The following is a 23,392-nucleotide window of genomic DNA, read 5'->3' on the forward strand; positions in this document are numbered from 1 at the left end:
TATATCCACCTATTTCTTATTTAAATCGATTTATTATATACATAATAAAAGATAATACAATACTTAACACAATACATGTAATGATAGGAAAATAAAAGGTAACGTTTCCTTTTTTCACAAAAATATCGCCTGGAAGCCTTCCAATGAACTTCCAAGCTAATCCAACAACGATGAGTAAGATCCCGGCTGTAATAAGCAGCTTTGGCATCTCCGTCATACTTTTGGTATCTCCATTCCGAAATGTTCATACGCAAGCGGCGTTACAATTCGGCCCCTTGGCGTTCGTTGTAAAAAGCCAATTTGTAATAAATACGGCTCATACACATCTTCAATCGTATGAGATTCTTCTCCAATTGTTGCTGAAACCGTTTCTAATCCAACTGGACCGCCACGGAATTTCTCAATAATACCAAGCAGTAATTTATGATCAATATGATCTAGACCTAATTTATCTACTTGCAGTAGCTCTAATGCCATTTGTGTAATTTCCATCGTAACCGTTCCGTTACCACGAACTTGCGCGAAATCACGTACACGTCTTAAAAGACGATTCGCAATACGAGGTGTACCACGAGCACGTCTTGCAATTTCTAATGCAGCTAACGAATCGATTTCAACTTCAAATACTTCTGCTGTACGTTCAACAATCGCAGAAAGCTGATCTACTGTGTAGTACTCTAACCTTGAAAGTACACCGAAGCGGTCACGAAGCGGTGCCGATAATGCTCCAGCACGTGTTGTTGCTCCAACTAATGTAAATGGCGGTAAATCTAGGCGTACAGAACGTGCTGAAGGCCCTTTTCCAATTACAATATCAAGGCAAAAGTCTTCCATCGCAGGATACAATACTTCTTCAATTGATCTATGCAAACGATGAATTTCATCAATAAATAATACATCCCCTGGCTGAAGCGCTGTTAATACAGCAGCTAAATCTCCTGGTCTTTCAATTGCGGGACCTGAAGTTGTTCTAACATTAACGCCCATCTCATTGGCAATAATATTCGCAAGCGTCGTTTTACCAAGACCTGGTGGTCCATATAAAAGCACGTGATCTAACGTTTCTTCACGCATTTTCGCCGCTTCAATAAATACTTCTAAATTATGTTTTGCTTTATCTTGGCCAATATACTGACGGAGCGTCTGTGGCCGTAATGAATATTCTAAATCCGCATCTTCATATGCAGATTCCCCTGAAAGGAGACGTTCGTCCATTATACTCACCTCTTACCATTTAGTAAAAGACTAAGTGCCTTTTTAATATACTGATCCGTCGTTAATGATTCTTTTAATAACTCTGGTACAACACGAGAAACTTCGCGTTCTGCGTATCCAAGTGCGCGGAGAGCTTCCAGTGCCTCATCAAGCTCAGCTGATGAACCTTTCTTCTCATCAAAACGTTCTGTGTCTGAGAATAAATCAACAAATGCATCTGGTACGACATCTGCTAGTTTTCCTTTTAAATCTAAAATCATTTGGCGTGCTGTTTTCTTTCCGACGCCTGGGAATTTCACTAAAAACTTCTCATCTTCATGCTCAATCGCTTGAACGACCTGTCCTGTTTGACCAGAAGCTAAAATTGCAAGAGCTCCTTTTGGCCCAATGCCAGACACGCCTAACAACTTTGTAAATAATAAACGCTCTTCACGTGTTTTAAACCCGTAAAGTGCCATAATATCTTCTCTCACATAATGATATGTATAGACACGGATTTCTTGCTTACTTCTTTGAAATACATACGGATTTGGTGTGAAAATTTGATAACCAATTCCATTATGATCAATTACGACATATTCCGGCCCTACATACTCCACGTAACCTGTAACATATTCAAACAAAATACGATCTCTCCCTCTTAAATCATGTATTCCATTTTAACATATTTAATGATAGAAAAGCGAGACTGCCCCAACAAATGTTCTCCACTTGAAACTTCTGTTATTTTCCATTGACAGAAAGGTTAAAGCACCTTAATATACAGAAGTCGATAATGATTATCAATACTAATTAAAGGGGTTACATCAGGATGAAACGTAAGCTATTTATTTTATTTACTATTATGCTCGTTGTTCTTTCTATCGTTGGATGTTCTTCTCAAAAAGAAGAATCGAAGGCAAAAGAACAACCGAAAACAAAAGTTGTAAAACATGCTAAAGGTGAAGCTACAATTCCAGTAAATCCAAAGAGAATTGTTGACTTATCTGGATCAACAGAAGAACTATTACTTCTTGGACACAAACCTGTTGGTACAGCAAATACATATAAAGATAAAATCCAAAATCACTTAACAGACAAGTTAGATGGAGTAAAAGCAGTAGGTTGGTACTGGGCACCTAAAGTTGATTTAGAAGCTGTTACTGCTTTAAAACCAGACTTAATTATTTTAAACAACCGTCAATTGAAAATTTATGATCAACTAGAAAAGGTTGCACCTACAGTTGTTCTAGAAACAAACTTAGAAGACTGGCGTGGTAAGTTTAAAGAAGTAGGTAAGCTATTTGACGAAGAGAAGAAAGCAGACAAATGGATTGCAGACTACGATAAGAAAGCAGACTCTTTATCTAAAAAAATTAAAGAGAAAACAAAAGATGAGAACTTTATGTTCGTTGCAGTTACACCACAAAACTTCCGTGTATACGGTAGCTTCGGATACGGTGACATCATCTTTAATGACTTAAAACTTCCAGCAACAAAAGGTACGGATTTAAAACAAACGATGGCGCAAGTATCACTAGAAGGTCTAGTTGCATTCCAGCCTGACCAAATGTTTATTGTAAACTTCGGCGGCGAAGCTGATAAAGTTTACGAAGACTACAAAAACAGTGCCGTTTGGAAAGACAATAAAGCAGTTAAAAATAATCACGTATATGAAGTATCAAATGAAGTCTTCAATACGAAAGCATTCAATCCAATCGGAAAAGATATGCTAATTGATGAAATCGCAAAAGAAATTTTAGCTAAAAACAAATAAGAAAAAAAAGCAGCTCACCATGAGCTGCTTTTTTTCTTACTTTGAACTGCGTATTGCTTCATTTTTTCAATCGTCTTCACAAAACCTTCTTTTGATTTAATACGAATGCCACGTTTCAATTTCGCACGTTCATAGCTCTCAAGCTTTTTCATATCAATTTGAAAGAAAGAATGGATCGCATTATCACTTTTCGGTACACCTTTGAAAATTTGTAATATCCCTTCCTCTGAAACACCAAAATACCCGCTCGTTTTCAATAACGGAGAAATATCATCAACTTTCTTTTGCAATACAATTTGTACATCATCACGATCAACGAGCTGCCATTCTTTATACTGCTGTAAAAACTTTTCTAAATCCGTCACTTTTTCTGTAAGTATTTCTTCGCTTACTTCGCCATCAACATACATACGCTCTAATAAAATTGTAACCTCTGGTTCTTTTTTCGTTACTTCTGGTACTGGCCCTTCCGCCTTCACATTCGTTCCATAAACGAAACAAAACATCATAACGAAAGCTTGCATCGCAATCAGTATCCATTTCATTTCCGTTCACCTCTTTTAGGCAAGATCATACTTTCATTAGTAGTTTTTCCGGAAATGGGGGTTTTATCCATATTACATTTCTTTCGAAAAATAAAAAATGCAGATAAGAGTTTACCTCATCTGCATGTATCATTTACTTTTATATAAAATGAAAGACGCCTGCAAAGCAGGCGTCTTGATGCGTTTACGGCGAGAGACCAGGCGACCACATTCGCGTGTTTAGCACTTAAGCATATCTCTCGTCTTACGTAAATTAGCTCATCGCTTTGCTAATATAACATTAATAAAGTATAAGTGCAACATGTTTATAAAAATATTTTATTTCCTCTTTCATCCAAATTATTTTATGTAAATTATAAATTGATAATTGCAATATATATGTTACAATTAATGTGACAGCGAAATCATAATAAGCAGGGGATGAATATTATGAAAAAAATAAAGGATGAACGCCTCATTCTTCAAATGTTAAAAAACATACGTATTGTCTTTCTTTTTCAATACATTGGCGTAGTTGGAATTTTAGGCTATATCGGATTCACTGAAGGCATTGATCAAATTACGAAATCTCCATTGTGGCTATTATTTATGTTTACAAGTATTTTACTTGCTTATTTACAGTTAAGTGTTTCAATCGATGTAGAAGAAGGCGGAAAGGAAATACAGTTAACTCCTTATTACAAACTTGTCTTCCACTCCCTTATTGTAGGAATCGTTACGGCTATTATTTATATTATTTTCAGTCCAGAAAGACCTCTATTTGAAGCTATTTCAACAGGTAGTATTCTTTTCATATGCTTTTTAGTTTCTTATTCCGTTAGTTATTTTATTAAAAAACGTCGCTTACAAGACAACGATGAATAAAGAGGAAGGGCTATCCCTTCCTCTTTTGTTTTGTTATCGCACTGTACCAGTTAAACCGTAACGAATGTCTCGGAACATATTCACTATGTCACGATTAAAATCGTTTGTAACTGTACCATTACGTAGACGCGTACTCATTGCATCGACACGAGTAAACATATCATTTCTTACAGAAACATATACGTTTCTGTTTCCAACTTCATTTGCAACAGCTTGACGAATTTCGTTAGCCATCGCCGTTTCATTTGTCACTGTGTTACGTGGTTTTACCGCAATCGCTACATCGTTTCCATATACAACTGTAGACACACGGTCTACGTTATTCATACGTTTCACACGATTTGTTATTCTTTCAGCTGTTTTACCATCATTGTTAATGTATGAATTGTTCATTGTAATATTACGAGTTGGATGCGGATTAGCAATTTGTCCATTGTAATTTACATCTCGATAATAATTGTATCCTGTATCGTTACGACCATTTCTATATGTTACATAATCTGTATAACGATCATTACGTGTCACATTATCACGATACTGGTGTGTATCATTATAAGATGTACGCTCGTAATTGTAGTTACGTCCATCCATTGCATTGTTATCTTTCGGTGTACCACATGCAGCTAATGCACTGGTAACTAACAAAGAAGCAGCAATCACTTTTACTTTCGTATTCAATACAAAAACCCCCTCTGTTAGAATGAGCTTCTCTACTGAAAAGCTCCCTCTTATGATGAGTAACCGAGAAGGTTTTTACACTGTTAATATTTCACTGGGAATTTTCTAGCACTTCATAAAAAAACTTCATTTTCTTAATTAACAGGAATGTAAAAAAGGCGGGAATACTCCCGCCTTTTTAAACTTCTTCTTCGTCCTCTTCTTCTGAAACGGGCTCTCCAAATACATTCGGTGGATCTGGTTGATAATACATCGTTCCTGGCTGTGGTGCATATGCAGACTGAGTTGGTTGGTAATATAAAGGATTCGCATATTGCGGACCGCCTGGTTGTGGACTATATAGTCTACTTTCTCCTCCGCATCCACAATCTTCCTCACCCTGCACAAGCGGCGGCATATTATTATCCATTGGCATCATATTCTGGTTTGGCATAGACGTATATTGCGGTCCAAACGGCGCTCCTTGCTGATATGGCATTTGATATGGATTTGGTTGTTGATAATACGGATTCGGCGGCATCATGGGCTGTTGATACGGCATTTGATAGGGCATCATATTGGGTGGTTGATTGTTATCCATAATCGGCATCATATTCGGCATTTGATTGTTATCCATAATCGGCATCATATTCGGCATTTGATTGTTATCCATAATTGGCATCATATTCGGCATTTGATTGTTATCCATAATCGGCATCATATTCGGCATTTGATTGTTATCCATGATCGGCATCATATTCGGCATTTGATTGTTATCCATAATCGGCATTATATTCGGCGGCTGGTTGTTATCCATAATTGGCATTATATTCGGTGGCTGGTTGTTATCCATAATTGGCATTATATTCGGTGGCTGGCTGTTATCCATGATTGGCATTATATTCGGTGGCTGGTTGTTATCCATGATTGGCATTATATTCGGTGGTTGGTTGTTATCCATGATTGGCATTTGAATATTTGGCGGTATGACTTGTGGAATAACTACATTTTCTTTCGATACATTTGGCGATACTATATTCCCTACGTTTTCTTTTTTCACTTGCGGTGACACTATATTCCCTACACTTTCTTTTTTCACTTGCGGTGACACTATATTCCCTACATTTTCTTTTTTCACTTGCGGCGATACTATATTTCCTACATTTTCTTTCTTCACTTGTGGCGATACTATATTTCCTACATTTTCTTTCTTCACTTGCGGCGATACTATATTTCCTACATTTTCTTTCTTCACTTGTGGCGATACTATATTTCCTACATTTTCTTTCTTCACTTGCGGCGATACTATATTTCCTACATTTTCTTTCTTCACTTGTGGCGATACTATATTTCCTACATTTTCTTTCTTCACTTGCGGCGATACTATATTTCCTACATTTTCTTTCTTCACTTGCGGCGATACTATATTGTTTTTTTTCGTTTGCGGAGAAATGATATTGTTAGGTTTCATTTTACTAATTTGAGGAGCAATTAACTCGCTTCCTTTTTTTATTACATCTGAAATTTTATATTCTTTTTTCGGTTTTATTGGTGGTTGTGGCGGCTGCGGTAATACATTTACCGAAAACTTCGTGTTTTCTTTTTCCGCCGGTTTTTGTTTTTCTATCACAGGTGGTTTTTGAATAACAGACGGTTTTTCAACTGGTTTTTCTTTTTGAATTGGCTGTTCTTTTTGCACCTCTTTTTGCGGTTTCACCTGTACTTCTTTTTGTGGCTTTACCTGCATCTCCTTCTGTGGTTTCACCTGTACTTCTTTTTGCGGCTTTACCTGCATCTCCTTTTGCGGTTTTACTTGCACTTCTTTTTGTGTTTGTTGCATAGCTGGCTGCTGTGTAATTGGTGCTGATTGATACGTAACTTCTTCTTCATCTTCTATTCCAAGCGGAGTTGGTGTTGCTGCAAATTCTTTTTGCTGCACTTCTTTTACGTATTGCTTTGGAGGCGCTGAACCTGCTCCAGCCTGTTGTTTCATGTGAACACTCTTGGATGGCACTTTAATTTTCATACCTGGCATAATTAAATCTGGATTACTAAGTTGTGTATTTGTTTTTTTCAACGTGTCAAAATCCACTCCGTACTTTTTCGCAATTTTCCAAAGGGTATCCCCTTTTTGCACGATATGAATTTTCAAATTTTCCCCCTCCTGTATAACTTATCTATAAGTAACAAATCTCATGAAGTAACTCTTTCTAAATAACATTAACTTCTTTTCACTTTTATCACTTCTTCGATTTTCAATATCATTCGAAGCGGAATAAGCATAAAGAACCACAATGATTTCTTCAAAACAATGTATGCCCATTTCGTTCTCGTTATGATTATATGTATGAAAAAAAGCAACAGGAATACCGTTGCTTTACACACGCTCTAACATACGATTTAATGCAAGAACCGCTTCTGCCGTTACTTGTTTGTCTACGCTAATAACGTTAATTTCTTCTCCTCTTTCTATCGTTTCAAGTGTCCATAATAAGTGAGGCAGATCAATTCGGTTCATCGTTAAGCACGGACACATAAATGGATTAAGTGAAACAATTTCTTTATCTGGATGTTGCTGAATAATTCGGTTCACTAAATTCATTTCTGTACCAATCGCCCATTTGCTACCAGATGGCGCTGATTCAATCATATCAATAATATATTTCGTTGAGCCTGCATAATCTGAAGCAGCTACAACTTCATAGCAACATTCTGGATGTACAATAATATTCATATCAGAATGATTTTTTCGTACGCTCTCAATGTTCTTCACTGTAAAATTTTGATGAACAGAACAATGCCCTTTCCATAAAATTACTTGAATTTCTTCTATATCCCCATCGTACTCTAATGAATCTGTGTGTGGGTCCCATACTGCCATTTTATCTAACGGGATACCTAAATCGTACGCTGTATTTCTCCCTAAATGTTGGTCTGGTAAAAAGACGAGACGTTCTTTTTGAGTAAACGCCCAAGATACCATTTGCTTTGCATTAGAAGATGTTACTGTTGCTCCTCCGTTACGACCACAAAACGCTTTAATTGCAGCTGTAGAGTTCACATATGTTAACGGAATCATCGTATCTCCAAATAATTTCGTGAGCTCTTTCCATGCTCTTTCTGTTTGTTCAATATCTGCCATATCCGCCATCGAACAACCTGCACGCATATCTGGTAAGATGACAACTTGATCATCTGTCGTTAACATATCTGCTGTTTCCGCCATAAAGTGCACCCCGCAAAACACAATATATTTTGCGTCTTTATTGCTCGCTGCAATTTGTGCAAGCTGAAGTGAATCCCCTGCTGCATCTGAAAATTGTACCACTTCATCTTTTTGATAATGATGCCCTGGAATGAATAACATTTTCCCCATTTTCTCTTTAATTTCACGAACACGCTTTTCCATATCTTCCGTTGACATCGTGTAATAACGCTCTGGTAACATCGTTTCAATTGGCTGTACTTGTTCTAAAATACTCATATACGTTTCTCCCCTCTAAGCCACTTTCCTTATCCTTCAATATTGAAACTAATATCAAGTGCTTTCACTGAATGTGTTAACGCTCCAAGTGAAATATAATCTACCCCTGTTTTTCCGTATTTCGGTAAATCTTCAATTGTGATGCCCCCTGAAGCTTCTGTAACGATAGCACTTGGTACAATTTTTGAAAACTCCCGGATTTCATCTGGCGTGCGATTATCGAACATAATAATATCAGCACCAGCAGCAACAGCCTCTCTCACCTGTTCCTCAGTTTCTGTTTCTACTTCTACTTTCACCATATGTCCTAACTTCTCTTTCACTGATGTAACAGCTTTTGTAATAGAACCAGCAAACACAATATGATTGTCTTTAATCATGACACCATCATATAAACCGAAGCGATGATTAAATCCACCGCCGCACACGACTGCATGCTTATCAAACATACGTAGTCCTGGCATCGTTTTTCGCGTATCACAAATGCGAGTATGACTGCTATCTAAAGCAAGAACCGCTTTACGCGTCATCGTCGCTATTCCGCTCATACGCTGAATAACATTTAATATAACGCGCTCTGCTGTTAATAACGATGCAATTGGACCTTGCACAGTTGCAATGATTTCGCCTTTTTCTACAAGGTCCCCATCTTTTTTATGAAGCTCTACTTCAATTCTCTCATCAATTAATTTAAATCCTGATTCAATTACTAAACGTCCTGCAAAGACCCCTGTATCCTTCGCAAGAAACGTTCCTTTCGAAAGCAAGTTATCTGGAAAAATAAGCTGAGATGTTACATCTCTTTCCCCTATATCTTCTAAAAAAAATCGATTTAATGCTTCTTTAACTTTTATCGTGTTCATAAAGCCCCTCTTCCCCTCATTACACAAGTTGTCGTTTTCTCTTTACTCGAACAATCTCTTTCTTTCCTATATTTCTATCTGGATAATCACTCCGGTAATGCCCGCCAATACTTTCTTCTCTTTGCAAGGCTGACACAACTATAAGCTCACAAACCGTTAACATATTAATAAGCGTTATCTCTTCATTCGTAAGAACATCATGTTGTAATATCATATTTCGAACACCATACTTACTAAGCCATCTCTTCGCATAAGATAAACTTTGCTCTGTTCGCACAATCCCAACATATTTCATCATGCATTTTTGTATTTCTTCTTTCGTCGGTAAATGATTCAGAACGATAAACTTTGCTTCCTTTTCGGCTAGCATGTTCACCTTTTCTTTTGTCTCTCTAGATAAAATGTGTCGTCCGATTCTTTTTCCAAACACAAGACCTTCTAATAATGAATTACTCGCTAATCTATTTGCACCATGAACCCCGTTACAAGCTACTTCACCGACTGCGTATAAGTTCGGAATAGACGTCTCTCCATCACAGTTCGTTTTCACGCCGCCCATGTGAAAATGAGTACCAGGCACGACTGGAATAAGTTTTTTATTTATATCGACTCCATTTGTTTTACATATCGATGACACGGTCGGAAAGCGTTGTTCAAAGTTTTGAATCATTTCGATGTTTAAGTACACTTTTTCACCCGCAAGTAGCTGTTCATGAATAGCCCTTGCGACTACATCACGAGGCGCTAAATCCTGTTCGGAATGTATATCCATCATAAAACGCTGCCCTTTTCCATTTATAAGGACAGCTCCTTCTCCGCGAACAGCTTCGGATACAAGACCAGAACAACGCCCACCCGCGTATAACATCGTCGGATGAAATTGTATAAACTCTAAATCTACAAGCTCTCCGCCTGCACGGTACACCATTGCAAGTCCATCGCCTGTAATCGTCTCATCATTAGAAGTAAAGGCGTATAAACCGCCAATACCGCCTGAAGCTAACACCGTATAATCTGCATTGTAACGTTTCAATTCTCCTTTATTGTTGCGAGTTAAAGCCCCAACACATTTATCTTTTTCTATAATAAAATCGAGCACCATTTCCTGTTCCACTACCGTAACGTATGGAGCTACTTCTTGAATAAGATGCTCTAATAAATTCTTTCCTGTTGCATCGCCACCTGCATGTAAAATACGACGTTTTCGATGCGCTCCTTCTTTTCCAAGATGAGAACCTGTTTCATCTCCATCAAATTTCATTCCATTTTCAATAAGGTTATTAATTTCTTTCGGTCCTTCCTCGACTAAATAACGGACCACTTCTTCATTGTTATAATGACACCCTGCTACTAGCGTATCTTCAAAATGATCATTAGGATTGTCGTATGTAGCTACCGCTGCGGCAATTCCACCTTGAGCTAAATGTGTATTATTATTACGTTTCGTCTCCTTTGTGATAATAATCACATTCTTTTCGTGACAAATCTCTTTTGCAACACGAAGTGCCGCAACGCCACTTCCAATAATTAAGACATCTGCGCTTGGCATAATTGTTGCCTCCTACTTTACACTTTTCAACTGTCTTGACACCTATATTTACATAGTTTTAAAATAATGACAAGAGTTTTTTTATAATTCTTATTTTCACTACCATTTAAAAAGTAAAAGAAATGTAACTCTTACTAGAGAGAGGAACTTACATGATGATATATCTTGACTATGCAGCTACTACACCTATGAGCGAGGAAGCGTTACAAACATATATGAAAGCAGCTTCACAATACTTCGGAAATGAACAAAGTTTACATGATATTGGAGGAACGGCTTCTTCTTTATTACAAGTTTGCCGAAAAACATTTGCGGAAATGATTGGAGGCAAAGAACAAGGAGTATTTTTCACAAGCGGTGGATCGGAATCGAACTATCTTGCGATTCAATCACTTCTAAATGCCCGAAATAAGAAGCATATTATTACGACACCTATGGAACATGCATCCATTCGAAGTTATTTTCAATCTCTAAAATCAAAAGGCTATACGATCACTGAAATTCCTGTTGATAAAAATGGACTCATTTGTTTAGTAGATTTAGAGGCAGCTATTACGGAAGATACTGTGCTAGCAAGTATACAGCATGGAAACTCTGAAATCGGAACCGTTCAAAACATTACAGAAATCGGGGCACTTTTAAAAAAATATAATGTTTTATTTCATACGGATTGTGTGCAAACGTTTGGTAAACTGCCTATCCATGTTTTTGAGATGGGGATTGATAGTCTTTCTGTTTCAGCACATAAAATATACGGACCAAAAGGTGTCGGCGCTTGCTACATAAATCCGCAAACTCGCTGGGAACAAGTATTTCCAGGAACTTCTCACGAAAAAGGATTTCGCCCAGGTACAGTGAACGTTCCCGGCATCGCATCTTTTTTAACAGCTGCTGAAAATATATTAAAAACTCAATGGGAAGAAAGTTTACGTTTTAAAGAGTTACGATCCTACTTTTTAGAGCAAATACAAACACTTCCGCTAGAAATTGAAGTAGAAGGTCATTCTACTTCTTGTTTACCACATATTGTTGGGGTTACAATAAAAGGAATAGAAGGTCAATATACTATGCTAGAATGTAATCGCCATGGTATTGCCATTTCCACCGGAAGTGCTTGCCAAGTCGGTAAACAAGAACCTTCGAAAACTATGCTTGCAATTGGAAAAACGTATGAAGAGGCAAAACAATATGTCCGCTTCTCTTTCGGACAACAAACAACGAAAGATCAAATTGATACTACTATTCATGCACTACACACAATTGGAAATCAATTTTATAGAGGTGTTAAATCATAATGAAACAAAATGAACAAAAAAAGATTTTAGGTGAAGAAAGACGACAACTTATCCTCCAGTGGCTTCTTGCTGCAAATGAACCGTTATCGGGGAATGAACTATCGAAAAAGACGAACGTAAGTAGACAAGTTATCGTGCAAGATATTTCCTTGCTTAAAGCACGAAACGAACCAATTATTGCGACTGCTCAAGGTTATTTATATTTAAAGCCACAAGAGAAGCAACAAACTTTTGAACGCGTAATCGTATGCCAACATAAACCAGCAGAAGTACGTCAGGAACTTACAATGCTTGTTGACCATGGCGTTACGATTAAAGACGTAAAAGTTGAGCATCCTGTATACGGTGACTTAACAGCCTCCATTATGGTAAGCAATCGCTTTGATGTAGAGCAATATTTACAAAAAATCGAAAACACAAATGCTTCCTATCTTTCACAACTAACAGATGGTATTCACTTACATACAATCGAGGCAGATTCTAAAGAAAAATTAGATGCTGCTTGTGAGGCGTTAGATAAAGCAGGATTTCTCGTTTATTAATGTAAAGCACAGAGTTTTTATCATTCTCTGTGCTTTTTTAATGCTATAATATTGTAATCAATCGTAAAGGAGATCAAATATGGGAATTGAACTCGTTCACTTTAGCATTGGCAAACCGAAACAAATGAAATATGGCGAAGATAAAGAAATGATAACAGGTATATGTAAAGATCCTACAGAAGAGGCCTTTCTCTCAAAAGACGGATTTCGTGGTGATGACGTAGCGGATTTAAAACATCACGGCGGACCTGATCGCGCTGTTTGTGTGTACCCACACGAGCATTACGCACTATGGGAAGAGGAATTTCAAACTACGCTTCCCGCTTCCACATTTGGTGAAAACATTACCGTAACAAATATGTTAGAGCATGACGTATGCATCGGAGATACATATCAACTAGGCGAAGCAATCATTCAAGTAACGCAAGCTCGCGTACCTTGTAGCACAATTTCAAAACGTCTTGGCATCCCTGGCATACTGCCGCGTATTGTAGCAACTGGATTTACTGGCTACCTATGCCGCGTTCTTCAAGAAGGTACTGTACGTAAAGATTCAAAAATTACATTACTAGAACGTCCATCAAGCAATGTTTCTGTTTTATTCTCTAACGAAATTTATTTTCATAATAGAAAAGATAAAGATGGCATCGAGAAGATTCTTGCTGTTCCAGAACTAGCTGATATTTGGCGTGGTCAATTAGAAGATCGTCTTGCGAAGTTAAAATAAAGAATCCCACCTTCTGCAGGTGGGATTTTATTAATCTATTAAAAAATATATTAGGCAATGAAATGATATTGACGATTAGACAAACACCAACATTCCATCTACATCTTACAACCAATAAGAAGAATAACTCCCCAGCACAGTAACAGAAAAACCGAGTGCTTCAAGTTCCATCGTTACGCCTGGCAATAATACGTCATCGTATGCTTTATCGACATCGATTAAGAAAAAGTAATTTCCAAGACCTGTTTTCATCGGACGCGATTCGATTTTTGATAAGTTTAATTTTCTCCATGCGAAAGCTGATAACACTTGATATAGGGCACCTGCATAATCTGCAGGTAACGTTATCATAAGCGTCGTTTTCTCTCCGCGGTTCTCTCCGTTATTCGGGAGTACTGCTTTCTTTTTCTTATGGAGTACTAAGAAACGTGTGTGATTATTTTTATGCGTATGAATACTACGTCTCACAATTGTTAATCCGTATTTTTCTGCAGCCGCTTCATTTGCAATAGCGGCAATTTTCTCTTCAGGATGTTCTTTCACATATTGTGCAGCAGCACTTGTAGATGTCATATCTCGAACAGTTACTCCTTTTAATTCTTCATTTAAAAATTTATGGCACTGTGCAATGGCATGCGGATGAGAATGCACTGCATATACTTCTTCCCACACTTCTGCATACTGCGGATGTACAAGTAAATGCTGCTGAATTGGTACTGTAATTTCTCCTACAATGGAAAGCGGCTGCTCATGTACAAGGTAATCAACCGTTATATTCACTGAACCTTCTATTGCATTTTCTAACGGTACCACTGCGAAGTCTACATTTTCATTTGCAGCTGCATCTATACAATCTGGAATCGTTCGATACGGTACATGCTCTGCTTCCGGAAAAAAACGACTCACCGCCATATTTGTAAATGTTGCTTCTGGTCCTAAATATCCTACTCGAATCATCGTCTTTTCCCCTCTTTTTCGTTTTCTTACTGTTATACCATACTTTTTTATATTCTTCTATGTAAATTTCGAATATTTAAAAAAGACTAGCATTCGCTAGTCTAAATGTTTCTTATACTCTCTTTGAGCGAAGAAGAAATAAATGATACATGCTGCGATATAAAACAGAATGAACAAACCTACTTTTCTTAATGATCCATCCATAAAAAGCGTATTATGAAACGTATATAATGCAACTGCACTATGCATACTCCCTACTATAATTGGCGCAAAAAATAGCATACATAATTGCCAACGAGAAATTTTCCATACTTCTTCCTTCGTCATTCCAAGTTTAGAGAGTGCACCATACTGCTTTCGGTCCGATGCAATATTATGGAACCATTTAAAATACACGATACTACATGAAGTGAGGAAGAATAATATACTAATAAATGAGCCTACAAATAGAGTAATATCGCCGCCTTCTTTCATATTTACATACAACTCCATATTGCTTCGAAATGCATTATTATTATCTTGTTTTATATGTCTCCGTAAATCTTCATTTAATTTCTTCGTCTTTTCGATATTTGATAATGTGTAGCCTCTATATATCATTTTTTCAGAATCAGGAACCTGATTTGCTATACTGTCAAAATCTTCATCATTCATAACGAAGAACAGACCATTAATGTACGAAGGGTGATGGTTAAATTGAACCCCTTCTTTCTGACCGTTAAATACGAATTGATATGGTTGATTCATTACTTGCAATTGAATCTCTTTTTGATTATATACATTCGAATTATTGTATTTATTATAATAAACGAGTGTCACTGTACCTTTTTTAGGACGATACGTTTTCTGTCTTTGTTTCCTTGCTTCTTGGTTATATTCACTTTCTTTTATAAGCGGTACTATTGTTGTTTCTCCCTTATTAGACTGAAAGGATGCATAAACTCCAACAAAACTCATATATTGAAAATCATCATACTCAGATTGATGCAGTAATTTTTCAACCGCACCTTCCTCAAAGACTTCATGAGTAGAAATACCTTTTTCTATGTACGAAAACGAGTGTACCCCTCCAGTTCGCCACATATCTTGCATGCTAGAAAAATATAAGAACACCGTACCTGTTGCTGTAACTACAAACGTCGTTGCCATAGACATCAGAAAGAAAAAGCGACCATTTTCCTTCATTCGATGTGACAATTGATTCACTATAAATAAATACGGATATGTATACATAATCTTTTTATTTCGCTTTATCATTTCTAACACTTGGGTAGCTCCATGTGTAAAAGAAAAGTACGTTCCAAAAAAGACAAGTATAGACACAGGGAAAAAGTATATTGCTATCGTAGTCATCGTCACTTGTAGCGCCAACGCATACCCGCCCACTAAACAAGCAAAACCGAATAAACAAAGCCACTTTGATGTTTTCTTCTCTTTTTTATCTGTTCGAAATTCTTTCAATAACCGAATGATTTTTATATTCCATATACGTAAAGCACTTATAAAAGATAACAAAATAAAAACGGCCATATATGTAATAAATGTTACACCAATCGCCCTTACGTCAAATATCACAGGGAGTTCTTTCGGAAGCCCCAGTAACATACTAAATACCATAAAAAAGAGTTTTAAAAATATCATACCGAGCACAATACCGAAAATATTCGCGAAGACCCCGATTAAAATTTGTTCGGTCATAATCATTCCTATTACGTTAGATTTCGTTGCTCCCATTAACATATATAACCCTAATTCTTTCTTACGTGCTTCTATGAAAATAGAAGTAGAGTACAAAATAAATATGACGAAAAAAGAAATGATTATAACATTACATATGATAAGTCCCCAACGTACGTTTTGATACCACATCGTCTCTTGCATATACGGATGCACAATGACAGACATATATGCGTAAGAAGCAAATATTGCAAAACAACTACTTAAGAAAAACACTTTATAATTACGCCAATTTCCTTTTATATTTTGCAGCGCTAGTTGCCAAATGTTCATCTATCGTCCTCCTGTAACTTACTACATAGGCAAAAAGCTAGAGGTTCCCCTAGCTTTTTACGTGTTTTAAATATCCTCTTTGCGCGATCATAAAGTAAATGGCAGAAGCTAAAATGTATGCTCCAATTACAAGCGCACCTGATTTCCATAAATCAATATAAAGCATTTTCCCTAACGTATGAAGAGCAACTCCACTATGAATGGAACCGATTAAAATTGGGATAAAGAAGATAACTCCCATTTGTCGAATCGCAATTTTGCGAATTTCTTTATCTGTCATACCGATTCTCTTTAACGATTTAAATTGAATACGATCTTGTTCTTTATCGTTAAACCATTTAAAGTATGTCATACTACAAGCGAAGAAGAAGAACAGTACCGCTACGAAGAAACCGATGAACATTGTAATTGCTCCACCTTCTCTTATATCCTTATACGCAAACACTGAATTTCTCAATTCTCCTTGCTTTTCTGGTGCAATTTCATTTTTCAAATCTAATACAAGATTTTCTGTATTTTTCCAATCCTCGATATAATAACCGTAATATTTCGTCTTTTCTTCATCTGGTACGAGTTTTGCATATTTCTCAAAATCTTGATCATTTACAATAAGATATTCACTATCATTAAAAACAGAATACTGCGTTGGATTATTTAATTGAACAGACTGCTTTTGCCCGTTAATTGTAAATTCATACGGTTTCGTACGATCTATCTTCATCAGTTCATTTGACATATCAATCATAACCATCGTTGCACTACCTGGTGCATTATGAACTGCTGTAGGTTGCTCTCTCTTTTGTTTGCGCACTTCTGCATTATATTCTTTTTCTGAAATAATCGTCATCGGTACTTCATGTTCACTATTAAACAACGTTATTTTCTGTGTTGCCGGTAGTTTAACGTAGGTTACTTTTCGCGCATCTTCAAACCCGTGTCTCTTCACAAGCTCCTGTACCTTTTCTTCATTAATAAGATTATGCGTATTTAACCCCTTTTCCTCATATGAAATAGCATGTGGTGTAAGTTCTACCGTTTTCGCACTCATATTTTCAAAATATACGTACAGTGTACCTACTGCTGAAGATACTACCGCCGTAATAATAGAAATTACAAATAGAAAACGAGCATTATCTTTCATTTTATAAATAAGATTGCTAAGAACAAACATATTTGGATACGTATAGAAAGATTGCTTTCTTTTTTGTAATGCTTTTAATACAACTGTACTACCTTGTGTAAATAATAAATACGTTCCGCCAATTGTCAGTCCTACCACCGGTAAAAAGAGGATGAGGAAATTCAGAAACGTTACTTGGAAGCTAAGTACATATGCAACAATAATACATCCTATACCAACTACACATAACCATGTAAATGCAAACGGCTCTACTTTTTGCTTTCTAGCTTCTCTTAATAAATCAATAATTTGCAAGCGTCCTACCGTCCAAACGCTAAACAATGATAGGATTAAAAATAGGATAAAGTATACGCCAGCTGTAATAAGAACTGCTTTACTATTCCAAACAAGTGGAAGTGTCTTATCTATTTTCAATAATACGCTTAACGCTTGGAAAAATAATTTTGAACAAAGCATTCCAACCCCAATACCAATTACAATTGCAATACTACCTAACATCAGTTGCTCTAATATAATCATTCGGCCGAGCTGCGATTTCGTTCCGCCTATTAATGTTAGTAGACCAAACTCTTTTTTTCTTGCTCGTAAAAACGTTGAATTTGCATATAAAATAAAGAGTGCCGAGAAGATGACCACAATATAATTCATCGATTCTAATCCTTTTGTGATCATCTTTCTCATACTAATATTACCGCTTACGACATCTGGATGATAAATAAAAGAAGCATACATGAAAAATACGACAATCGATAAACAACTACTTATAAGAAACGCTTTATAGTTACGCCAATTTCCTTTTACGTTATTAAGCGCGAGCTGGCGAAAGTTCATGATATTCTCCTCCTAGCATCGCAAGTACGTCCAGAATTTCTTGGAAAAAGGCTTGTTTCGTTCTTCCTTTATGTATTTCCGAGAAAATTTCCCCATCGCGTATGAAAAGGATACGTTCACAATAACTAGCCGCTACTGGATCGTGCGTAACCATTGCAATCGTTACTTTCTTTTGCTCGTGTAAATCTTGCAGAGCGCCCATTAGCGATTTCGCTGACTTCGAGTCTAAGTTTCCAGTTGGCTCATCTGCTAAAATTAACGTCGGTTCATGAATGATTGCTCTCGCTGCTGCTGCACGTTGTTGTTGTCCCCCAGATACTTCGTATACTTTTTTATTTAATATTTCTTCAATATTTAAGAACTTTGCAATCTCAAGCACTTTTGCATCTATTTCATTTACAGATTTCTTCGCCATTACAAGAGGTAAAATAATATTTTCTTTAATCGATAGCGTATCAAGTAAATTAAAATCTTGAAAGATGAACCCTAAATGTGTACGGCGAAACTCCGCTAATTTTGCAGCACGCATTTGATTAATTTCTTCACCATTTACAAGCACATGACCTGAAGTTTGCTTATCAATTGTTGCTAATAAATTTAAAAGCGTCGTTTTCCCGCTTCCTGAAGGACCCATAATCCCTACAAATTCGCCTTCTTCTATTTTAAAATTTATATCGTTTAAAGCAGTCGTCGCTACTGAACCTTTTGATTGGTACACCTTCGTTAATCCTTTTACTTCAAGAACACTCATTTCTAATCCCCCTACGTGTTTTCTTCTTACATTTACTATAAGAAAAATAAGAAAAAGAAACGAGTGATTTCCCTTACAAAACGTTTTGTTATCTTACAGTTTTGTCATTTTTCTCATCAATGTATGATATTCTTCATCTTTTGCAAATTGGAACGTGAATGTTGTCCCTTCTCCTTCAGCCGATTGAACATACATTCCATGATGTAAATTATCGCAAATTTCCTTCGTAATATATAAACCCATTCCAGTCGCTTCTCTCGTTTTACGGCCATTTACCCCCGTAAAGAATGGATCAAATATACGCTTTACATCTTGCTCTGGAATACCGATTCCATTGTCCTTAATATGTAATAACACCTTTTGGTCTTTCTCTTCAATTTGAAATTGAATTTCTTTTTTCTCTGCCGCTGAAATTTTTGTATACTTAATTGCGTTTACAACAATTTGACCTATAGCAATACTTAGCCATTTTCTATCAGAGGCAACCATACAAGTATCTTCTTCAAACATCACTTTCGGAAATACAGACGATTGAATGAAGGATTTCCGATTTTCATTAATAATACCTCGCACGACATCTATAACATTTACTACTTCTACCTTATAATCTTTCGCAAACTGCTCTAGTCTTGCCATATGTAACGCTAAATCTAAACCATTTAGTATACGGTTATTTTCTTCACGAATACTTTCAACTGTTGCTCTTGCCTCACGATGCTCTTTGCCAAACTTTTGCAGCAATAATTCAATAACAGATACTGGTGTTTTCATTTGGTGAATCCATTGGTTCATAAATATCATTTGCTGTTGCTCTTTCGCATGCTGTTTATGAACTTCATTCATATATTGCTGTCTTAATAACGTAAAAGATTCAACGACCATTTCTTGCTCTGATGTATAAGATTCATCAATAAGTAAAGAGTCATGTAATGTATTTCCACCAGTAACATACTTTTCGATCCTCTTTAAAAACACACTCCGTTTTCGGTAATCGTAAATGAGGTATACAGTAAACACAACTGTTCCTAATAAAAGTCCATATAACCATGTACTCCAATCAATGGATCGCTTTTCTAAAAGACTTTGCAACTGTAAAACGAGCCCAAATAAACAAAGGCTAACAATATAAGAAAGAATTAAAGAAAAGCGGTCCATGAGGTAAATTTTAACCTTCATGCCCTTCGCCCCACTCCGTAAGAAGCGCATAACCATATCCACGTTTCGTTACAATTGCATTTTTAATGCCTAACTCCTCTAGTTTCTTCCTTACACGTTTTACATTTACGGTTAATGTATTATCATCCACAAATGCTACTTCATCCCATAGAGCTTCTAACAGTTCTTCGCGCGTTACATATTGATTCACCTGTTTCATTAAACACTCTAATAAGTAAAACTCATTTTTTGTCAGTTCAGTTTGTTGTCCTTGCCACTCAACAATATGCTGAGACGGGAATAACAACAGTCCATTTACACCTAAACAATCACTCTCAGCAGCAGAAGCATACTCTCCGTAACCACGGCGAAGCGCACTCTTCACCTTTGCCATTACGATATCTAAATGGAATGGCTTCGTAATATAATCATCGCCGCCATTTTCAATCGCCATTACTTGGTCCATTTCTCCTGTTCTTGCAGAAACAAAAATAATTGGCGCATTCGATACAGTACGAATTTGACGACACCAATAAAAACCGTCAAAGTACGGTAAATTAATATCAAGTAACACGAGATGAGGATTCACTTTTACAAACTCATCTTTTATTTGACGTAAATCACTTGCTCTAAATGATTGATAGCCATATCTTTCTAAATGCTCTTCTAATATTCCCGCGATTTTCTCATCATCTTCTACAATTAATATTTTATACATGTTCGTTTTCTCCCCATAAAAAATTCTTCTAAAAACCACTCCCCTTTTTATTATAAATTGAAAATTTAATTAGTGGGGATTTTTCCCTATACAAATCCGATTTTTACGATATAAAAAAAAGACTGCCGTATTTCGGCAGTCTTAATCGATAAATTCAAATTCATATTCAAGAATTTTTACAATATCTCCGTCTTTTGCACCACGTGCACGAAGCGCTTCATCAATACCCATTCCGCGCATTTGACGAGCGAAACGACGTACAGATTCATCACGTGAGAAGTCTGTCATCTTGAATGTTTTCTCGATATCGTAACCAGAGATAACAAACGTGCCATCACTTTCACGTGTAATTTCAAATTTAACACCTTCAGTATCAAATTTGTACATTACACTTGTATCAGACTCATCCGCAACTTCATGTATTGGGAATTCTGGTGTTGTTTCTATTAAGTTCGCTACTTCAAACAGTAAGTCACGAACACCTTGTCTTGTTACAGCTGAGATTGGGAAGATTTTTACTTCGTCTCCCACTTTCTCTTTAAATGCTTGTAAGTTTTCTTCTGCATCTGGCATATCCATTTTGTTTGCAACAACAACTTGCGGACGCTCAGTTAAGCGAAGATTGTATTCTTTCAATTCATTATTAATCGTTACGTAATCTTCATATGGATCACGGCCTTCTAAACCAGACATATCAATAACATGCACGATTACACGTGTACGCTCAATATGACGTAAGAATTGGTGTCCAAGTCCGACGCCAGCATGTGCGCCTTCAATTAGTCCTGGAAGGTCAGCCATAACGAAGCTGCGGTTATCACCAGTTTCAACAACACCAAGATTCGGAACGATTGTTGTGAAGTGATACTCTGCAATTTTCGGACGCGCTGATGATACAACAGATAATAATGTAGATTTACCTACACTTGGGAATCCAACAAGTCCAACGTCTGCTAGTACTTTAAGTTCTAGAATAACATCACGCTCTTGACCTGGTTCCCCGTTCTCAGCGATTTCTGGCGCTGGGTTCGTAGCTGTTGCGAAACGTGAGTTACCACGGCCACCACGGCCACCTTTTGCAATTACAGCAGTTTGTCCATGCGTTACTAAATCGGCAAGAATTTGACCAGTTTTTTCATCTTTTACTACTGTTCCTGGCGGAACCTTTACAAGTAAATCTTCAGATTTACGTCCGTGCTGACCTTTACTCATTCCGTGCTGACCGCGATCAGCTTTGAAATGACGTTGGTAGCGGAAGTCCATTAATGTACGTAAGCCTTCCTCAACTACGAAAACAACATCTGCACCTTTACCTCCGTCGCCACCTGCTGGGCCACCTTTTGGTACATACTTCTCACGACGATACGCAACCATACCATTACCACCGTCGCCGCCTTTTACATATATCTTGACCTGATCTACAAACATTATTTCACCACACTTTTTTCAATTGGTTGTAATATAACTGAGACTTCTTCGTCTCGCACTGTATAAGAAATGGAATACCATTTATTGTTTTGGGTCGCAAGCCAATTCTGTAGTTCTTCTACACTCGTTAGCTTACCACGAAAATCAAAAAAGAAACGAGCATTATCCGCGTCACATTCAATTGTGATACAAACATAATTTTCAACATATACGTCTAAACTATGCTGAAGCATCGAGAAAAATTGATTCGTCCATGTACATACAGTCTCATCTAAGTGAGATAAGTTATGTAATTTCCCTAATACTTCGTACTCCAATAAGCACGGCTGCTGTTTCCAATTATATGTTAAAATCCACTCTGAAAATAAAGGCATTGATAGCCCCATCAGGTTGGATTCTTGTCTCGCTTCTTGGACAAAACGATCGATGAGACTATGAATTTCTTCCACTTTTCCAAGGGAAAGGTTTCCTTTCACCATCTGCATACGATTGAGCCAATCATGTCTTGAATGGCGCAATGCATCTATAATTGTCCATTTTTCATTCATTTAGATACCCCTTAATATAGAAAAACTCTAACCTGCACTCAGGTTAGAGTTTTCCGTGAGTTCTTATGCTTCTTGAGCAACAGGATATACGCTCACTTGTTTGCGGTCACGACCAAGACGCTCAAAGCGTACTACGCCGTCAACTTTCGCGTATAAAGTGTCATCGCCACCACGACCAACGTTAACACCTGGATAAATTTTTGTACCGCGTTGACGGTAAAGAATTGAACCACCTGTAACCGTTTGACCATCTGCGCGTTTAGCACCAAGACGTTTTGACTGAGAGTCACGACCGTTCTTTGTACTACCTACACCTTTCTTAGATGCGAAAAACTGAAGATCTAATCTTAACATAC

General features: G+C 37.0%; 23 protein-coding genes. 5 read left to right on the forward strand and 18 right to left on the reverse strand.

The features are described 5' to 3' along the window. Window positions 1-16: 16 nt before the first annotated feature. From V7S45_RS21670 to ruvA, 3 genes are read right to left on the reverse strand one after another with little or no spacing between them, the layout of a single operon-like run. On the reverse strand, window positions 17-217 hold the full coding sequence (locus tag V7S45_RS21670) for a DUF2905 domain-containing protein (protein ID WP_000138162.1): 201 nt from the start codon (window positions 215-217) through the stop codon (window positions 17-19). Continuing rightward, a complete protein-coding gene (ruvB, locus tag V7S45_RS21675; protein ID WP_000344449.1) occupies window positions 214-1,215 on the reverse strand; it encodes a Holliday junction branch migration DNA helicase RuvB in 1,002 nt (333 codons plus the stop codon). The genes V7S45_RS21670 and ruvB overlap by 4 nt, the downstream gene beginning before the upstream one ends. A 5-nt stretch (window positions 1,216-1,220) precedes the next feature. Further along, window positions 1,221-1,838, reverse strand: coding sequence for a Holliday junction DNA helicase RuvA (gene ruvA, locus V7S45_RS21680; RefSeq protein WP_000464511.1), 618 nt, complete (start codon window positions 1,836-1,838; stop codon window positions 1,221-1,223). A gap of 188 nt (window positions 1,839-2,026) precedes the next feature. Between ruvA and V7S45_RS21685 the strand changes: the two genes are divergently transcribed. Then, window positions 2,027-2,971: an iron-hydroxamate ABC transporter substrate-binding protein gene (locus V7S45_RS21685; protein WP_000823606.1), complete on the forward strand. Its 945-nt coding sequence runs from the start codon at window positions 2,027-2,029 to the stop codon at window positions 2,969-2,971. A gap of 14 nt (window positions 2,972-2,985) precedes the next feature. On the opposite strand, the gene V7S45_RS21690 is transcribed toward V7S45_RS21685, so the two are convergent. Further along, entirely contained in the window at window positions 2,986-3,516 is a 531-nt protein-coding gene (locus V7S45_RS21690) for a BofC C-terminal domain-containing protein (protein ID WP_000871192.1), read from the reverse strand. A gap of 429 nt (window positions 3,517-3,945) precedes the next feature. On the opposite strand from V7S45_RS21690, the gene V7S45_RS21695 reads away from it, so the two are divergent. Then, window positions 3,946-4,380: a branched-chain amino acid ABC transporter substrate-binding protein gene (locus V7S45_RS21695; protein WP_157797754.1), complete on the forward strand. Its 435-nt coding sequence runs from the start codon at window positions 3,946-3,948 to the stop codon at window positions 4,378-4,380. 33 nt (window positions 4,381-4,413) lie between these two features. On the opposite strand, the gene V7S45_RS21700 is transcribed toward V7S45_RS21695, so the two are convergent. The 5 genes from V7S45_RS21700 to nadB all read right to left on the reverse strand — a co-directional run bounded on the left by V7S45_RS21700 (window position 4,414) and on the right by nadB (window position 10,933). Further along, window positions 4,414-5,058, reverse strand: coding sequence for a YhcN/YlaJ family sporulation lipoprotein (locus V7S45_RS21700; RefSeq protein WP_001093536.1), 645 nt, complete (start codon window positions 5,056-5,058; stop codon window positions 4,414-4,416). Window positions 5,059-5,236: 178 nt separating this feature from the next. Then, window positions 5,237-7,189, reverse strand: coding sequence for a spore coat assembly protein ExsA (gene exsA, locus V7S45_RS21705; RefSeq protein WP_089607645.1), 1,953 nt, complete (start codon window positions 7,187-7,189; stop codon window positions 5,237-5,239). Between the two features lie 225 nt (window positions 7,190-7,414). Further along, window positions 7,415-8,521, reverse strand: coding sequence for a quinolinate synthase NadA (gene nadA / locus V7S45_RS21710; RefSeq protein WP_089607646.1), 1,107 nt, complete (start codon window positions 8,519-8,521; stop codon window positions 7,415-7,417). A 29-nt stretch (window positions 8,522-8,550) separates the two neighbouring features. Beyond that, entirely contained in the window at window positions 8,551-9,384 is an 834-nt protein-coding gene (nadC, locus tag V7S45_RS21715) for a carboxylating nicotinate-nucleotide diphosphorylase (protein WP_017673424.1), read from the reverse strand. Window positions 9,385-9,403: 19 nt separating this feature from the next. Then, the gene (nadB, locus tag V7S45_RS21720; RefSeq protein WP_089607647.1) at window positions 9,404-10,933 is read right to left on the reverse strand and encodes an L-aspartate oxidase; all 1,530 of its coding nucleotides are present in this window, start codon (window positions 10,931-10,933) and stop codon (window positions 9,404-9,406) included. A 152-nt stretch (window positions 10,934-11,085) separates the two neighbouring features. Between nadB and V7S45_RS21725 the strand changes: the two genes are divergently transcribed. The 3 genes from V7S45_RS21725 (at window position 11,086) to V7S45_RS21735 (ending at window position 13,497) form a co-directional block, all read left to right on the forward strand. Continuing rightward, window positions 11,086-12,228, forward strand: a complete 1,143-nt coding sequence (locus tag V7S45_RS21725) for an IscS subfamily cysteine desulfurase (RefSeq protein ID WP_000973777.1) — start codon at window positions 11,086-11,088, stop codon at window positions 12,226-12,228. Beyond that, window positions 12,228-12,770, forward strand: a complete 543-nt coding sequence (locus V7S45_RS21730; RefSeq protein ID WP_000812275.1) for a transcription repressor NadR — start codon at window positions 12,228-12,230, stop codon at window positions 12,768-12,770. The genes V7S45_RS21725 and V7S45_RS21730 overlap by 1 nt, the downstream gene beginning before the upstream one ends. 79 nt (window positions 12,771-12,849) lie before the next feature. Then, complete coding sequence (locus tag V7S45_RS21735; protein WP_000510666.1) at window positions 12,850-13,497, forward strand: MOSC domain-containing protein; 648 nt, start codon at window positions 12,850-12,852, stop codon at window positions 13,495-13,497. 105 nt (window positions 13,498-13,602) lie between these two features. Here V7S45_RS21735 and pheA read toward each other — a convergent pair whose 3' ends face one another. The 9 genes from pheA to rpmA form a co-directional block, all read right to left on the reverse strand. Beyond that, the gene (pheA, locus tag V7S45_RS21740) at window positions 13,603-14,454 is read right to left on the reverse strand and encodes a prephenate dehydratase (protein ID WP_000621705.1); all 852 of its coding nucleotides are present in this window, start codon (window positions 14,452-14,454) and stop codon (window positions 13,603-13,605) included. Window positions 14,455-14,550: 96 nt separating this feature from the next. Then, a complete protein-coding gene (locus V7S45_RS21745) occupies window positions 14,551-16,464 on the reverse strand; it encodes an ABC transporter permease (protein WP_089607648.1) in 1,914 nt (637 codons plus the stop codon). A gap of 49 nt (window positions 16,465-16,513) precedes the next feature. After that, window positions 16,514-18,436 (reverse strand): ABC transporter permease, encoded by a 1,923-nt coding sequence (locus V7S45_RS21750; RefSeq protein ID WP_088345827.1) that lies wholly within the window; start codon window positions 18,434-18,436, stop codon window positions 16,514-16,516. Then, window positions 18,411-19,187 (reverse strand): ABC transporter ATP-binding protein, encoded by a 777-nt coding sequence (locus V7S45_RS21755; RefSeq protein WP_000114529.1) that lies wholly within the window; start codon window positions 19,185-19,187, stop codon window positions 18,411-18,413. Before V7S45_RS21755 ends, V7S45_RS21750 begins: the two co-directional genes overlap by 26 nt. Before the next feature lie 93 nt (window positions 19,188-19,280). Further along, window positions 19,281-20,363, reverse strand: a complete 1,083-nt coding sequence (locus V7S45_RS21760) for a HAMP domain-containing histidine kinase (RefSeq protein WP_000865181.1) — start codon at window positions 20,361-20,363, stop codon at window positions 19,281-19,283. Beyond that, window positions 20,353-21,060, reverse strand: a complete 708-nt coding sequence (locus tag V7S45_RS21765) for a response regulator transcription factor (protein ID WP_000276723.1) — start codon at window positions 21,058-21,060, stop codon at window positions 20,353-20,355. Before V7S45_RS21765 ends, V7S45_RS21760 begins: the two co-directional genes overlap by 11 nt. 141 nt (window positions 21,061-21,201) lie before the next feature. Further along, window positions 21,202-22,488: a GTPase ObgE gene (obgE, locus tag V7S45_RS21770; RefSeq protein ID WP_000497128.1), complete on the reverse strand. Its 1,287-nt coding sequence runs from the start codon at window positions 22,486-22,488 to the stop codon at window positions 21,202-21,204. Next, the gene (locus V7S45_RS21775) at window positions 22,488-23,036 is read right to left on the reverse strand and encodes a sporulation initiation phosphotransferase B (RefSeq protein WP_001003584.1); all 549 of its coding nucleotides are present in this window, start codon (window positions 23,034-23,036) and stop codon (window positions 22,488-22,490) included. Before V7S45_RS21775 ends, obgE begins: the two co-directional genes overlap by 1 nt. A 63-nt stretch (window positions 23,037-23,099) precedes the next feature. Continuing rightward, the gene (rpmA, locus tag V7S45_RS21780) at window positions 23,100-23,390 is read right to left on the reverse strand and encodes a 50S ribosomal protein L27 (RefSeq protein ID WP_000944958.1); all 291 of its coding nucleotides are present in this window, start codon (window positions 23,388-23,390) and stop codon (window positions 23,100-23,102) included. Between the last annotated feature and the right edge of the window lie 2 nt (window positions 23,391-23,392).

Origin of the sequence: Bacillus sp. BR3(2024) (assembly GCF_039134555.1) — a bacterium.
GTDB lineage: Bacteria > Bacillota > Bacilli > Bacillales > Bacillaceae_G > Bacillus_A > Bacillus_A cereus.